Here is a 15085-nt window from a genome sequence, read left to right as displayed (position 1 = left end):
CTCGGTGCGCCCCCGGCCCACTCCTTCCACACACGACCTCGGGACACCCGCCATGGCGCGACGCAGCACATCAAGCTCGACGGGAAGACCGGCGGGGACCGCTCCGTCGGGTCCGCGGAACCGGACCCCGCAGCCGGTGCGGTTGCGTCGGCGTACGTTCGGGGACGTCGTCAAGGCGTTCCTCGCCTTCGTGGTGCTGCTCGTCCTCGTCGTCGGCGTCCCCGGCGCCCTCGCCGTGACCGTCGGCTGGCCGCTGCCGCGCAGCGCGCCCAGCATGGACTGGCTGTCGCAGCCGATCGGCGTCGACGTCTTCCTGAACACCCTGACGGTCATCGTGTGGCTGGCCTGGGCCCAGTTCACGGCCTGCGTGCTGGTGGAGGTCAAGGCCGCCGTCTCCGGCGTCGGCCTGCCCGGCCGGGTCCCCGGTTCCGGCCCCAGCCAGCTGCTCGCCCGGCAGCTGGTCGCCGCCCTGCTGCTGGTCGGCGCCACCGCCGCCAGCCTCACCCCGGGCCTCTCGCAGCTCGGCCACAGCCTGGAGGGCAACCAGAAGGGCACGGTGGCCGCCGCCCAGGCGACCCCCGGCATCCTCGCCCAGCAGCAGGAGCAGGCGAAGAGCACCGCCGCCGCACTCGCCGAGCAGGCCGGTCAGGTCTCCGCCCAGGCCGAGCACGGCTCCACCGCCACGCACGGCGCGACGAAGTACTACCGGATCCAGCCGCCCGAGGGCCGCCACCACGACTCCCTGTGGGAGATAGCGCAACGCCACCTCGGCGACGGCCGCCGGTACAAGGAGATCTACGAGCTCAACAAGGACCGCATCCAGCCCGACGGCTCCCGGCTCTCCGAGGCCAGCCTCATCCGCCCCGGCTGGATCATGGAGATGCCCGGCGACGCGCACGGCGGCGAACTCGTCGAGAACCCCGACGCGCACGTCTCCCCCGAGGTCCGGCAGCAGATCGGCGACTACGCGAAGAGCGGCGACCACGCCCAGCAGCAGCACCAGGAGCAGGGCGGCGGACAGCACGCGGACCAGGACGGCGCCACCGCCCAGATCACTGTGCCGAGCCAGCGCCAGGCCGGCGACAACACCGCCACCCCCGCCGCACACGGGACCACCTCCGCGCACTCCGCCTCTTCCTCCTCTTCCTCTTCCTCCTTCGGTCTGTCCGAGGCCCTCCTCGGCGCCCCCCTCCTCGCCGCCGGCCTGCTGGCCGCCCTCGGCCGCCGGCGCCGGCAGGCCCTGTGGCAGTCGGCGCTCGGTGCCGTGGGCGGCCGCCGCGGCATGGAGCCGCCGATCCCGACCGGCGACGCCCAGGACGTACAGGACGCGCTGCTGGTCGGCGCGGACCCGGAGGGCGTACGACTGCTCGACCGGTCGCTGCGCGGACTCGCCGCCGCCCTCACCGCCGAGTCCCGCTCGCTGCCCGTCGTCTACGCGGCCTGGCTCAGCCACGGCGATCTGCATCTGCAACTCGCCCAGCCGGCCGGCAAACCCCCGGCGCCCTGGCAGCTCGGCCAGGACCAGACGTTCTGGACGCTGTCCCGCGCGGACGCCGAGCGCTACGAGGACACCGACGCCGCGGCCCCGTACCCCGGTCTGGTCAGCCTCGGCACCATGGACGACTCGCGGCTGCTGCTCAACCTGGAGGCCGTGCCCGGCATCGTCTCGCTGAGCGGCCGCGAGGCCGACCGGGCCGCCGTGTTCGCCTCCGTCGCCGCCGAACTCGCCACCAACGGCTGGTCGGACCGTATGACCATCACGCTCGTCGGCTTCGGCGCGGACCTCACCCCGCTCGCCCCCAACCGGCTGCGCCATCTCGACGACGTGGAGGCGCTGTTCGAGACGATGGAGGCGGAGACCCGGCAGCGGCGCGGCGCGCTGGGCGCCGCCGACCACCACTCGGTCCTCACCGGCCGGACCGGGCCCGCCCAGCACACCCGCTGGGCGCCGAACCTGGTCCTGCTCGCCACCCAGCCGTCCGCCGAGGACGCGCTGCGCCTGGCCGAACTCGCCGCGGACGCCAGCCGGCTGGGCATCGGCTACCTGGTCGGCACCGAGAGCGACGACCTGGCCGGCGCCGCCTGGGCGATGGAGATCACCCCGGACGGCAGGCTCCTCGCCCCGCTCCTCGGCCTGGAACTCCAGGCCCAGCTGCTGCCCGCCGTCCAGCAGCGCGCGGTCGTCGAACTCTTCGTGGAGGCCGACCCCGAGCGCGACCCGGACGGGCCCACCACCACCCCGCCGTTCCTCGTCGACATCAGCGAACAGGGCCGTCCCGCGGTGTACGCGCGGCTCGTCGGGCCGTACGAGATCATGGGCCTGGACGCCCCCGACGGCGAGCGCAGCGCCCTCCTCCACGAGGCCCTGGCGCTGCTCCTCCTGCACCGCGAGGGCGTGCACCCGCGCGTGCTGTCGTCCGCGCTGTGGCCGCGGGGCGTGACGGAGGACGTCCGCGACTCCCTCCTGGAGCGGCTGCGCGGCTGGCTCGGCACCGACCCCGACGGCGGCGCCCGGCTGCGCACCGACGCGGCGGGCCGTCTCACGCTCGCCAAGTCGGTCGTCTCCGACCTGGACGTCCTGCGCTCCCTCTACCACGAGGCCACCCAGGGCAAGGGCGTCGACAGCCGGGCGGTCCGCGGCCGCCTCCTCACCGACGCGCTCGTCCTGGTGCGCGGCCCGCTGCTCGCCGATCGCGCGGAGGGCCGCTACCGCTGGCTCACCCACGAGATCATCGACGCCCAGCTCCCGCTCCTCGTCGCCGACATCGGCCTCGCGCTGTCCGCGTTCCACCTGGAGAAGGACCGCGCGGAGAAGGCGATCGAGGCGCTCGGCGCGGCGCTGAGGACCGCCTCGGCGGACGAGCGCCTCTGGAACGAGCTGCTGCGCGCCACGCACGCCACCGGCGACCCGGACCGGCTGCGCGCCCTCGCCGCCGACCTCGTCGCCCGCAGCGGTGCACGCGGCCTGCCCCCGCGCACCGAGGCCCTCCTCGACGAACTCCTCCCGACCTGGCGCGACGGCGCCGCCGCGACGGGATGACGACCGCCCTGGACCTCGCCCTCCCGGCCGCCGCCGCCCTCTGGGGCGCGACGGCCGGCGCCCTGCTGCCCCGCGCCGCGTACCGCTTCTCGGCCCCGGCGGGGGAGGAATGGCGCAAGACCTGCCCGGCCGGCCACCCCGTCAGGGGCTGGCTGGGGAGCGCGCACTGCGGCGACTGCGCGGCCGACTCCCCGGCCCAAGCACCCGCACCCGTACCCGCGCCGACGGAGGCTTCCGCACCCGCCCCCGACGACGAACCCGCGGCCGCCGACGGCGAGGACGCCCCGCAGGGGCCACCCGCACCCGCCCCCCGGGCCCCCCGCGCCACCCCCCTCGCCCTGGCCACCGCCGCGGTCTGCGCAGCCCTCGCCCTCGCCACCGGCACCCGCCCCGAACTCGCCGTCTGGCTGCTGCTGGCCCCCGTCGGCGTACTGCTCGCGGTGGTCGACTTCCGGGTACAGCGGCTCCCCGACCCCCTCACGCTCCCCCTAGCGGCCGCCGCCCTCGCCCTCCTCGGGGTGGCCGCCCTGCTGCCCGAGCACGCCGGCGACTGGACCACCTCCCTCTACGCGGCCCTCGCCCTCGGCGGCGCCTACTTCGTCCTCTTCCTCATCAACCCCGGCGGCATGGGCTTCGGCGACGTGAAGCTGGCCCTCGGTACGGGCGCCGCCCTCGGCTGGTACGGCTGGCCCACCGTGCTGCTCGGCACCTTCGCCGGCTTCCTGCTCGGCGCCCTCTACGGCGGCGTGCTGGTCGTCGTACGGCGGGCCGGGCGCAAGACGGCGATCGCGTTCGGGCCGTTCCTGATCGCGGGGGCGTTCGCGGGGCTGCTGGTCGGCGCGTACACGGCCTGAGGTCGGGCCGTCCGAAGGGCTGGCGTAGGCTGGTTCGGTCCGTCCACAAGCCATTACGAAAGGGACGCGCCCGGTGACCGAGAAGGCCGACCTGCAGTCCGTCCTCGACCGTGCCGCAGCCGGTGGGCGGATCACCCCGGAAGAGGCGCTCGACCTCTACCGCGACGCCCCGCTGCACGCGCTGGGCGCCGCCGCCGACGCCGTACGCCGCCGCCGTTACGAGGGCACCGAGCACATCGCGACGTACATCATCGAGCGGAACATCAACTACACGAACGTGTGCGTCACGGCGTGCAAGTTCTGCGCCTTCTACGCGGCCCCCAAGGACACCGCCAAGGGCTGGACCCGCGACCTCGACGACATCCTGCGCCGCTGCGCGGAGACGGTCGAACTGGGCGGCACCCAGATCATGTTCCAGGGCGGCCACCACCCGGACTACGGCGTCGAGTACTACGAGAAGCACTTCAAGGCGATCAAGGACGCGTTCCCGCAGCTGGTGATCCACTCCCTGGGCGCCTCCGAGGTCGAGCACATGGCCCGGATCTCCGGTGTCTCCGTCGAGGAGGCCATCACCCGCATCCACGAGGCCGGCCTGGACTCCTTCGCCGGCGCCGGCGCGGAGCTCCTCCCCGAGCGCCCCCGCAAGGCCATCGCGCCCCTCAAGGAGAGCGGCGAGCGCTGGCTGGAGATCATGGAGACCGCGCACCGGCTGGGCGTGGAGTCCACGTCCACGATGCTCATGGGCACCGGCGAGACCAACGCCGAGCGCATCGAGCACCTGCGCATGATCCGGGACGTCCAGGACCGTACGGGCGGCTTCCGCGCCTTCATCCCGTACACCTACCAGCCCGAGAACAACCACCTGAAGGGCCGCACCCAGGCCACGCTCTTCGAGTACCTGCGGATGATCGCCATCGCGCGCCTCTTCCTCGACAACGTCGCCCACATCCAGGGCTCCTGGCTGACGACCGGCAAGGAGGTCGGCCAGCTCTCGCTCCACTACGGCGCGGACGACCTCGGCTCGATCATGCTGGAGGAGAACGTCGTCTCCTCGGCCGGCGCCAAGCACCGCTCCAACCGCCTGGAGATCATCGACCTGATCCGCAAGGCGGGCCGCGTCCCGGCGCAGCGCGCCACGACCTACGAGCACCTCGTCGTCCACGACGACCCGGCGAACGACCCGGTCGACGAGCGGGTGATGTCCCACATCTCCTCGACGGCGATCGAGGGCGGCACCGCACACCCCGAGCTGAAGCTCCTCGCCTCCAACTGACGCCCGACGTATTCGTATTCGTGGAGACGATTCACACGGCGGACCGGATCTTCGGCACCTGGGACTCCGAGCCGGTCGAGAACGGTGCGGTGGCCGTCGTACAGGACCGGATCGCCGCCGTGGGGCTGTACGAGGACCTGCGTGAGCGCTTCCCGCGGGCGCGGGTCCGCACCTGGCCGGGTGCGCTGGGCCCCGCCCGCATCCACGACGGCCCCCTCCCGGACGCCCCCAGCCCACGGGAGCGTGTGCACGCGGTGCTGAAGCAGGGAGCGACCGCGGTCCTGGAGCGGTACGTCGACTCACCCGAACTACGGGCGGCGGCGGACCGCAACGACGTCGTGATCGTGCCGAGTCCGTGGCGCGAGCCGACGATCGTCGAGACCGGCCGAGCGGACTTGGCGGTCTTCGACGCCGCAGGGGCGTGTATCGCGACGGTGTGCGCGGGCCGACTGGTTCACAGGCGAAGGTGACTTTTCAACGCAGCTCAGGAAAGCGCCCCGTCAGGGGCGCGGGGCTGTATCGATATGCGGCTCCGCCGCGTGGGCGCGACCAGCCCCCACCGGCCGGCAGACGACACTCAGCCCGCGAACGCCTCCCCGAACGCCCCCGAACTCTGAGTCACCCCACTGCAATTCGTCGCCGCATCGTCATCCCCCGAACTCCCGCTCTCACACTGCACGTCCCGGAACGTCGACCACATCGACACCCACGCGACCCCCTCCTCCTCCGCGAACGCCCGCACGTCCTTCGCGTCGGACAGCGAGAACGTCTCCCCGTCGACGTCGTTCACGCCGATCATCGAGGTCAGCGCCATCCCGCCCCAGGCCCCCGCGTCCGACAGCCCGAACACCTTCTTCAGCTGCGTGTGCGTGGCCTTCGCCGAGGTGACCGCGTAGTCGCCCATGTCCTTGTCGTACGACTCGCCGTAGTTCATGGTCATGATGTTGACCGTCGAGACCTGCACGTCGTACTTGTTCGCGGACTCCAGCAGCGCGAGGCCGTCGGAGTCGAGCCCCGACGGCATCACGGGCAGCGTGAAGGAGACCTCCAGGTCCGGCCGTTCCTTCTGGAGCAGCGCGATCGCCTCCGACCGCAGGGCGACCGAGTCGGAGTCGGTCAGCGTGTCGCCCTCGATGTCGAAGTCGGCCTGGGCGGAGCCCGCGGCGTCCAGCGCGGCACCGTACGCGGCGGCGAGTTTCGACGCGCTGGAGCACGTCGTCGCCAGCTCCTTCCCGGAGGCCCCGCCGAAGGACACCCGGACCGTCGCACCGTCCTCCTTCAGCTTGGAGATCCGCGACTTCACGGTCGAGCTGCCGATCGCGTCCGTCCCGTTCCACGCCGGCGTGCAGCTGCTGCCGCTGGCGATCACGAACGCGAGGTTGTACGTCGAGGGTGACCCGGCGTCGTCCGTGCCGGCGGCCTCCGTCGCGCTGACGTAGGGCGCGTACGAGGTGCTGGACCCGTCCGAGCCGTCGGCCTCGCTCGCCGACGCCGACGCCGCTGACGACGCCTTCTTCGACGGTGCGGGCGCCGCGTCCGACGTGCCGTCGGAGCCCGAGGAGCACCCCGCGACTGCCATGGCAAACAGGCAGGTAAGCCCAGCAGCCGGCCTGAGGAAACTCCGCATTAAGATGCACCCGCTCTCGTGATTTGTGTCTCAGGCTCGAAACAAAGCCTGATTCCAAAGGAAAACGTCTCACACGGTCATCGTGTTCAACGTTCCGATCAATTCATAGAAACCTCACGGAATGAAGGGTGCGTAGCGCGCGAAAGGTGCAGCTCAAAAGGGGTGTTGAGGTAGTTTCCCCTCCCTGGTGGTCTCCGCAGGTGTTCACAGAATCTCTCAGTAAAAAGACAGGTTAAGGGGTTTCTCATGGGCGCTTCACAAGAACTCCGAAGACGGTCACATAAAGGCTGTCTAATATCCGTGGAATGCAATCCGAGCCTGCCATCGAAAGCCGCGCCGCCGGGCGCGGTAGCCGCCGCAAACAAGGCAACGGGTCTGCCGAGGGGCCCGTGTTCGTCGACTCCTCCGGGCGCCGGTCCAAGGTGCTGCGGCGTGTCGGCCTCCTCCTCGGCGTCGTCTGCCTCGCCTACACGGGAGTGCTCGGCGCCGCCTTCATGGGCTGGGGAACCTCGCTCACCCCGGACTCGCTGATCCCCGACTTCGCACGCGCCGGCAACGCCCCCGGCGGCGTACGCCCGCAGGGCGGCATCGGCGGCCAGGTCGGCCTGCCCAGCGGCCGCCCGTCGTCGCTGCCCTCGACCGCCGCCACCCCGTCCGCCTCCGCATCCGCCACCGCCGACTGACCGGAAACGCAGGCCTCTTCCCATGACTACTCCGACGTCCTCACGCGGCCGCAGGCGCGCCCCCACCCGCATCGAGCGGGCGGCGGGCAGGGCCGCGGCGCTGCAGAAACCACGTGTCATCCTCGCGCTGCTGCTCCTGCTGGCGCTGACCTGCGTGATGCTGCTCGACGGCTATCTGCGCGCAGAGGTCGGCGGCGACCAGCGGGTCCGCACCGGCGCCAGTTCGAGCAAGGTGCCGGACAAGGTCCTCGACGGCGGCCCGATCCTCACCTTCCGGGGCGGCCAGGCGTCCACCGTCTCGGTCCCCTCCAAGACCATCGCCCTCACCTTCGACGACGGCCCGAACCCGACCTACACCCCGCAGGTCCTCAAGATCCTCGAACAGTACGACGTGCCCGCCACGTTCTTCCTGGTCGGCTCCATGGTGTCGCGCTACCCGAGCATCGTGAAGACGATGGTCCAGCAGGGCAACGAGGTCGGCATCCACACGTTCACGCACGTCGACCTGTCGTACCAGAGCGACGCCCGGATCAACCGCGAGATGCAGCAGACGCAGCTCGCGCTGGCGGGCGCGGCCGGCATCACCACGACCCTCTTCCGCGCGCCGTACTCCTCCGAGACCGACGCCATCGACAACTACAGCTGGCCGGTCTACAAGAAGCTCGGCGGCGAGGGCTACACCAGCGTCTTCGTCGACACCGACAGCGACGACTGGAAGAAGCCGGGCGTCTCGAAGATCGTCAAGTGGGCCACGCCGAGCGGCACGAAGGGTGCCGCCGTCCTCTTCCACGACGCCGGTGGCGAGCGCTCGCAGACGATCAAGGCGCTGCCGCAGTACATCAAGAAGATGAAGGCGAAGGGCTACACCTTCACCACCATCAGCGGCGTCATCCAGAAGCGGAGCACCACCAACCAGCAGGCCGCCGCCGCGAACACCGGCTCGAACGGCCAGACCACCACCGGGCTCACCGAGGCCGGCGTGACCGGCACCGGCACCGGAACCGGTACGAGCACCGGCGGCACCGGCACCGGCTCTCAGCCCGGCGGCGGCACCGTCCCGAACGGCACCGGCCCCAACGGTGAAGGCGGCACCACCCCCAACAGCGGGACCGGCACCCGCACCACCACCGTCTCCCGCCTCCAGGCCGCCCACCGCACGGCCACCGGCATGACCCTCTACGAGGGCAAGGCGCTCATCATCGCGGTCGCGATAGCCGAGTGGGCCCTCCCGGTCCTGTCCGGTCTGCTGTTCGTCGTCGGCATCGCGGTCATGGGCCGCTTCGGGATGATGCTGCTCATCGCCCGCCGCCACTACCGGCTGCGCAACAAACGCAGGTTCAGCTGGGGGGAGACGGTCACCAGACCGGTGAGCGTGATCGTCCCGGCGTACAACGAGAAGGAGTGCATCGCCAACACCCTGGAGTCGCTGGCGCGGAGCACCCACCCGATCGAGGTCATCGTCGTCGACGACGGTTCCACGGACGGCACCTCGGAGATCGCCCGCGCCGCCGCCGACAAGCTCGGCATGTACAACGTCCGAGTCATCCGCCAGGAGAACGCGGGCAAGCCGGCCGCCCTCAACAACGGTGTGCGCAACGCCAGTTACGACATCGTCGTGATGATGGACGGCGACACGGTCTTCGAGCCCGAGACGGTGGGGCACCTCGTGCAGCCGTTCGCCGACCCCGAGGTCGGCGCGGTCGCCGGCAACGCCAAGGTCGGCAACCGCAACACGATCATCGGCGCCTGGCAGCACATCGAGTACGTGATGGGCTTCAACCTCGACCGGCGCATGTACGACCTGCTGCGCTGCATGCCGACGATCCCCGGCGCGATCGGCGCCTTCCGGCGCGAGGCGGTCCTGGGGGTCGGCGGCATGAGCGAGGACACCCTCGCCGAGGACACCGACATCACCATCGCCATGCACCGTGCGGGCTGGCGGGTCGTCTACCAGGAGCACGCCAAGGCCTGGACGGAGGCGCCCGGTTCGCTGAAGCAGCTGTGGTCCCAGCGCTACCGCTGGTCCTACGGCACCATGCAGGCCCTGTGGAAGCACCGCAAGTCCCTGACGGACAAGGGCCCGTCGGGCCGCTTCGGCCGCGTCGGCATGCCCCTGGTCGTCCTCTTCCAGATCGTCACCCCGGTCTTCGCCCCTCTGATCGACGTCTTCACGATCTACTCGATGATCTTCGTCGACTTCGAGGCGGCCCTGCTCGCCTGGCTCGCCGTCCTCGGCATCCAACTGACCTGCGCGGCCTACGCGTTCCGCCTGGACAAGGAGAAGTACCGCTATCTCGCGATGATGCCGCTGCAGCAGCTGGCCTACCGTCAGATGATGTACCTCGTCCTCATCCACTCCTGCATCACCGCCCTCACCGGCGGCCGCCTGCGCTGGCAGAAACTCAAGCGCACGGGCGAGGTCGGCACCCCGGCGGGGGTGAGCAGCTGATGAGCTGGGACCAGCAGAACCCGTACCAGCAGGGCTACAACGGCTACGACTACGGCCCCTACGGCCAGCAGCAGTACGCCCAGCAGCCGTACCCGCAACAACAGCAGTACACCGACTACACCTACCCCCCGGCCCCGGACCAGACGGCCCCGTTGCCGCCGGTGGAGCTGGAACCGGAACCGACACCGGAGTTGCAGTCGCAGCCGGAGCCGACCCCTGCCGCCGCTGCCGCTGCCGCGGCCGCCACCGCCACCGCTGTGGGCAATCGTTCCGCAGGGCGATGGGGGTCCCCCCGCTCGAGCGAAGCCGAGAGTGGGGGAGGGTGGGCACAGCCCACAACTCCGGTCACCGAAGCAGCCGACGCCCAGGAGTCCGACCCGAACCCGCAGCCCAAGCCCGCTGCAAGGGACCGCTACTTCGACACCCTCCGCGCCGTCGCCCTCATCCGCGTCGTCACCTACCACACCTTCGGCTGGGCCTGGTGCGGCATGGTGTTCCCCTCCATGGGCATCATGTTCGGCCTCGCCGGCACCCTCATGGCGAAGTCCCTGGAGCGTCCGGCGCTCAAGGTGGTCAAGAGCCGGCTCCGCCGCCTCCTGCCGCCCTTCTGGTTCTGGGGCTTCTTCGTCGTCCTCGCGATGCTGATCCACGACTGGATGCCGGGCTGGCAGATCGTCTACTGGATCGTGCCGCTCGGCGACCCGCCGGGCAACGCGTGGGGCACCCAGGCCTGGGAGATCCTCTGGTACCTGCGCACCTACCTCTGGTTCGTGCTCCTCTCCCCGGCGCTGCTGTGGATCTTCCGCAAGGCCCCGATCCCGGTACTCCTGGGGTCGCTGGCCCCGATCCTGGTCCTGAACTTCGTCTGGTCCGGCCCCGACAACCGGTTCGGCAGCGCCCTGTGGGACCTGTCGACGTACCTCTTCTGCTGGATCCTCGGCTTCGCACACCGCGACGGCGTGCTCCAGCGGATGAAGCCGGCCCTGGTGGTCGTCGGCTCGCTCGCCGCCATCGGCTACGGCGGCTGGTACGCCTTCTCGCACCAGGCCGACTTCGGCACCTACGACCTGGACGAGAACCCCCTCGCACAGGCCTTCTGGTCGGCCGGATTCGTGATGCTGCTGATGTGGGCGAAGGCCTACTTCAAGATCGACTTCGCCTGGCTGACCCGCTACAAGAAGCTCGACCGGACGGTCACGATCTTCAACGCCCGCGCGGTGACGATCTACCTCTGGCACGAGATCGCGCTGGTCCTCGCGGTCCCGCTGATCGACCAGATGTGGAACGTGCCCGCGTTCGAGAAGTGGCTCCCGCTGGACAGCCAGTGGTTCATGTTCGGCGTCGGCTGGATCCTGATCGCGGTGTTCGTCGTGGCGTGCGGCTGGGTGGAGGACGTGGCCGCGAAGAAGAAGCCGAAGCTTCTCCCCTGAGGGCGTGCTGCAAGAATGGCGAGCGTGACCCGCGCTTCCCTGAACAAGCAGCCGCACGAAGTCGCCTCGATGTTCGACGACGTGGCGGAACGGTACGACCTGACCAACGACGTGCTGTCGCTGGGCCAGGACCGGCAGTGGCGGAAGGAGGTCGCCAAGGCGGTCGACGCGCGCCCCGCGCAGAAGATCCTGGACCTGGCGGCCGGCACGGGCACCTCCTCCCAGCCGTTCGTCCGGGCCGGCGCCTACGTCGTGCCCTGTGACTTCTCCCTGGGCATGCTCCAGGTCGGCAAGCGGCGCAACGCCTGGATGCCCTTCACCGCGGGGGACGCCACCCGGCTGCCGTTCGGGGACGACACCTTCGACGCCGTGACGATCTCCTTCGGGCTGCGCAACGTCCAGGACACCGACGCGGCCCTGCGCGAGATGTACCGGGTGACGCGGCCCGGCGGCCGGGTCGTGATCTGCGAGTTCTCGCACCCGACCTGGGCGCCGTTCCGGACCGTCTACACCGAGTACCTGATGCGCGCGCTGCCGCCGGTCGCCCGCGCGGTCTCCTCCAACCCGGACGCCTACGTCTACCTCGCCGAGTCCATCCGTGCCTGGCCCGACCAGCCCGCGCTGGCCGGCCGGCTGCGTGCGGCGGGCTGGTCGAAGGTGGCCTGGCGCAACCTCACCGGCGGGATCGTCGCCCTGCACCGGGGCTTCAAGGAGGCCTGAGCCCCGACCAGGGACTCACAGGCTGCTCACCTCGAAGGCGTCCCCGGGCCGGTCCAGCTCCCGTTGCAGCCCGCCCGTCGGTGGCCGTGGGATGCGTGGCTCGCGCACGCCCCCGCCGCCCTCGCCCTCACCGAAGTCGAACCACACGTACACCATCGAGTCCTGCGGCACCTCGGCACCGGGCTGCGGGAACTGGCGTACGACGTAGTCGACGACCGTGAGATGGAAGTCCGGCCGGTCCGGCGCGTTGAGGAACAGGCCCCTCGCCCGGGCGGTCTCGCGCGCGTCCACGGCCATCAGCCCGACCAGCCGTGGCACGCGCACTTCGGGTGTTTTGGGTGTTATATGCACAGATGTCACCCCCAGCGGTACTGGAAGGGTAACCCCCGGCATATGGCGTCCGGAAGCGCTAAGTGTCTTTCTGTAACAGATCGTTACTCTGTGTAGTCAATCATGGTGCCGCCCCGCAGGTCGAGCCGGAAGCAGAGCGCCTCCTCCGGGAGCCGCGGGTGCGGGAACGTCTCCGCGAGATCCATGCCGAGGCGCCGGGTGACGGCGACGGACCGCTCGTTCCCCGGCCGCACCATCGCCACCACCTTCGGCACGCCCGCCGCCCGCAGCCGCCCCAGCGTCATGTGCGCCGCCGCCGTCACGTACCCCTTGCCCCAGTGGGCCCTCCCGAGCCGCCAGCCGATCTCGATCTCGCCCCTGGGTCCCCAGTCCGGCGCCCACGGCTGGGCGCCCGTGAAGCCGATGACCCGCCCGGCCTCGTCGGTCATCGTCCACAGGCAGAAGCCGAGCTCCGCGTCGTGCCGGCGCTGGCGAGCGGTGAGCTCCTCGTAGACGGACAGCTCGGCGGACCTGCCGCCGTGGAACTCCATGACCTCCGGGTCGTCGAAGACCCGATGCCAGGCGAACGCGTCCTCGTGCGTGGGTACACGCAGCCGTACCGCGGGGAGAGCTCGGTTCACAGGGGCAGCCCTTCAGCCGGGTGATCAGTACCGCTGAATAGACTGCCCATGTCCAGTGCCGGTCGGCACGCGATTTCGAGCCTTGGGGAGACCCTGCCGTGACCGAGCCCCTCTCCGAAAACACCGCCGATGTCATCGTCGTCGGCGCGGGGCCAGCCGGCTCCACGACGGCGTACCACCTCGCCAAGTCCGGTCTGGACGTGCTGCTGCTGGAGAAGACCGAGTTCCCGCGCGAGAAGGTGTGCGGCGACGGACTCACCCCGCGCGCGGTGAAGCAGCTGGTCGCCATGGGTATCGACATCTCCGAGGAGGCCGGCTGGCTGCGCAACAAGGGCCTGCGCATCATCGGCGGCGGCACCCGCCTCCAGCTCGACTGGCCGGATCTCGCCTCCTTCCCCGACTACGGCCTGGTCCGCAAACGCGACGACTTCGACGAACAGCTCGCCCGCCAGGCGCAGAAGGCGGGCGCCCGCCTCTTCGAGCGCTGCAACGTCGGCGCCCCGATCGTCGACGAGCGCACCGGCCGGATCACCGGCGTGCACGCCAAGCTCGGCGAGGAGAAGCGCGAAGTCACCTTCCACGCGCCGCTGGTCGTGGCCGCCGACGGCAACTCCACCCGGCTCTCCCTCGCGATGGGCCTGCACCGCCGCGAGGACCGCCCGATGGGCGTCGCCGTCCGGACCTACTTCACCTCCCCCCGTCACGAGGACGACTACCTGGAGTCCTGGCTGGAACTCTGGGACCGCCGCGGCCCCCAGGACCGCCTGCTGCCCGGCTACGGCTGGATCTTCGGCATGGGCGACGGCACCTCCAACGTCGGTCTGGGCGTCCTGAACACCTCCGACTCCTTCAAGGAGCTGGACTGGCGCGAGGTCCTCAAGGCCTGGTGCGCCTCCATGCCCGAGGACTGGGGCTACACCCCCGAGAACATGACCGGCCCGATCCGCGGCGCCGCCCTGCCCATGGCCTTCAACCGCCAGCCCCACTACACGCGCGGCCTGCTGCTCGTCGGCGACGCCGGCGGCCTGGTGAACCCCTTCAACGGCGAGGGCATCGCCTACGCCATGGAGTCCGGTCAGATCGCCGCCGACGTCATCGTCCAGGCCCACGCGCGGGCCACGCCCAGCGGGCGCGAACTCGCCCTCCAGCGCTACCCGCGCGTCCTCAAGGACACCTACGGCGGCTACTACACGCTGGGCCGCGCCTTCGTGAAGCTCATCGGCAACCCGAAGGTCATGCAGATCGCGGCCCAGCGCGGCCTGACCCACCCGCTGCTGATGAAGTTCACCCTGAAGCTCCTGGCGAACCTCACCGACCCCACCGGCGGCGACGCGATGGACCGCATCATCAACGGCCTGAGCAGGGTAGCTCCGAAGGCGTGACCGCCCGCGTTACGAGGTGAGCGCCTCGATGTTGGCGGCCCGGCGGGCGTAGACGTCCTCCCGCCGGTCCGCCATCTGCCGCAGCGCTTCCTTCCGCTCCCGCTTGGAGAGCCGGTCGAGATACACGCGCCCGTTCACATGGTCGGTCTCGTGCGCCAGGCAGCGGGCGAAATACCCCGTTCCCTCAAGGGTGAGCGGATTGCCGTCCTTGTCCTGTCCGTGCACGACCGCCCGGTCCGGCCGCGGCACGTCCATCGCGGCACCCGGCACCGACAGGCACCCCTCGCTGTCGTCGAGCAGTCGTCGGCCGGCCGGGTCCTGCGCCGCCAGTACGGGGTTGACGATGTGCCCGACATGTCGGACACCATCGTCATCGGGGCAGTCGTACACGAACAGCCGCAGGTCGATCCCGACCTGGTTGGCCGCGAGGCCGGCTCCGTCGGCGATGTACATGGTGAGGAACATGTCGTCGATGAGTGCGGCGAGGTCGGGGCCGAACTCGGTGACGTCCCGGCACGGCCTGTGCAGGACGTCCTCGCCGGTCTCGGTGATCCGGCGCACCGAACCGCTCCGGGCCTCGGGGGCGTGCCGGGGGTAGTAGTCCACGGGGTTTCCCTGGACGAAGACGCGTGGCATCGCAGTGTCTCCTTCTCGGA

The 15085-nt window shown here is 70.8% G+C and carries 13 protein-coding genes; 9 read left to right on the top strand and 4 right to left on the bottom strand.

The window, feature by feature from the left end:
* Nucleotides 1–52 precede the first annotated feature (52 nt).
* From SSP29_RS07055 to SSP29_RS07040, 4 genes are all read left to right on the top strand, one after another.
* The gene (locus SSP29_RS07055; protein ID WP_107436145.1) at nucleotides 53–3040 is read left to right on the top strand and encodes a hypothetical protein; all 2988 of its coding nucleotides are present in this window, start codon (nucleotides 53–55) and stop codon (nucleotides 3038–3040) included.
* Nucleotides 3037–3894, top strand: coding sequence for a prepilin peptidase (locus SSP29_RS07050; protein ID WP_089099549.1), 858 nt, complete (start codon nucleotides 3037–3039; stop codon nucleotides 3892–3894). Before SSP29_RS07055 ends, SSP29_RS07050 begins: the two co-directional genes overlap by 4 nt.
* 73 nt (nucleotides 3895–3967) lie before the next feature.
* Entirely contained in the window at nucleotides 3968–5167 is a 1200-nt protein-coding gene (gene mqnC / locus SSP29_RS07045; RefSeq protein ID WP_089099548.1) for a cyclic dehypoxanthinyl futalosine synthase, read from the top strand.
* 20 nt (nucleotides 5168–5187) lie between these two features.
* Nucleotides 5188–5637 carry an imidazolonepropionase-like domain-containing protein gene (locus SSP29_RS07040; RefSeq protein WP_089099547.1) on the top strand — a complete coding sequence of 150 codons (450 nt, stop codon included), beginning with the start codon at nucleotides 5188–5190 and terminating at the stop codon, nucleotides 5635–5637.
* Nucleotides 5638–5744: 107 nt separating this feature from the next.
* On the opposite strand, the gene SSP29_RS07035 is transcribed toward SSP29_RS07040, so the two are convergent.
* A complete protein-coding gene (locus SSP29_RS07035; protein WP_167449858.1) occupies nucleotides 5745–6794 on the bottom strand; it encodes a chitinase in 1050 nt (349 codons plus the stop codon).
* Between the two features lie 305 nt (nucleotides 6795–7099).
* Between SSP29_RS07035 and SSP29_RS07030 the strand changes: the two genes are divergently transcribed.
* From SSP29_RS07030 to SSP29_RS07015, 4 genes are read left to right on the top strand one after another with little or no spacing between them, the layout of a single operon-like run.
* Nucleotides 7100–7477, top strand: a complete 378-nt coding sequence (locus tag SSP29_RS07030; protein ID WP_150133682.1) for a hypothetical protein — start codon at nucleotides 7100–7102, stop codon at nucleotides 7475–7477.
* A gap of 22 nt (nucleotides 7478–7499) precedes the next feature.
* Nucleotides 7500–9926 (top strand): bifunctional polysaccharide deacetylase/glycosyltransferase family 2 protein, encoded by a 2427-nt coding sequence (locus SSP29_RS07025; RefSeq protein ID WP_089099544.1) that lies wholly within the window; start codon nucleotides 7500–7502, stop codon nucleotides 9924–9926.
* Complete coding sequence (locus tag SSP29_RS07020; RefSeq protein WP_089099543.1) at nucleotides 9926–11356, top strand: acyltransferase family protein; 1431 nt, start codon at nucleotides 9926–9928, stop codon at nucleotides 11354–11356. The genes SSP29_RS07025 and SSP29_RS07020 overlap by 1 nt, the downstream gene beginning before the upstream one ends.
* Nucleotides 11357–11380: 24 nt before the next feature.
* On the top strand, nucleotides 11381–12076 hold the full coding sequence (locus SSP29_RS07015) for a demethylmenaquinone methyltransferase (protein ID WP_089099844.1): 696 nt from the start codon (nucleotides 11381–11383) through the stop codon (nucleotides 12074–12076).
* A gap of 15 nt (nucleotides 12077–12091) precedes the next feature.
* Here the strand turns inward: SSP29_RS07015 and SSP29_RS07010 are convergent, their stop codons facing one another.
* Both SSP29_RS07010 and SSP29_RS07005 read right to left on the bottom strand, forming a co-directional pair.
* The gene (locus tag SSP29_RS07010) at nucleotides 12092–12400 is read right to left on the bottom strand and encodes a PASTA domain-containing protein (RefSeq protein ID WP_275539746.1); all 309 of its coding nucleotides are present in this window, start codon (nucleotides 12398–12400) and stop codon (nucleotides 12092–12094) included.
* A gap of 110 nt (nucleotides 12401–12510) precedes the next feature.
* Nucleotides 12511–13047 (bottom strand): GNAT family N-acetyltransferase, encoded by a 537-nt coding sequence (locus SSP29_RS07005; protein ID WP_089099542.1) that lies wholly within the window; start codon nucleotides 13045–13047, stop codon nucleotides 12511–12513.
* A gap of 98 nt (nucleotides 13048–13145) precedes the next feature.
* On the opposite strand from SSP29_RS07005, the gene SSP29_RS07000 reads away from it, so the two are divergent.
* On the top strand, nucleotides 13146–14429 hold the full coding sequence (locus tag SSP29_RS07000; protein ID WP_089099541.1) for a geranylgeranyl reductase family protein: 1284 nt from the start codon (nucleotides 13146–13148) through the stop codon (nucleotides 14427–14429).
* A 9-nt stretch (nucleotides 14430–14438) separates the two neighbouring features.
* On the opposite strand, the gene def is transcribed toward SSP29_RS07000, so the two are convergent.
* On the bottom strand, nucleotides 14439–15065 hold the full coding sequence (gene def / locus SSP29_RS06995; protein WP_089099540.1) for a peptide deformylase: 627 nt from the start codon (nucleotides 15063–15065) through the stop codon (nucleotides 14439–14441).
* Nucleotides 15066–15085: the final 20 nt, after the last annotated feature.

This window comes from Streptomyces hyaluromycini (assembly GCF_002217755.1).
Lineage (GTDB): Bacteria > Actinomycetota > Actinomycetes > Streptomycetales > Streptomycetaceae > Streptomyces > Streptomyces hyaluromycini.
Note: the sequence above shows the minus strand (reverse complement) of the source record. Positions and strands in the feature narration are given on the sequence as shown.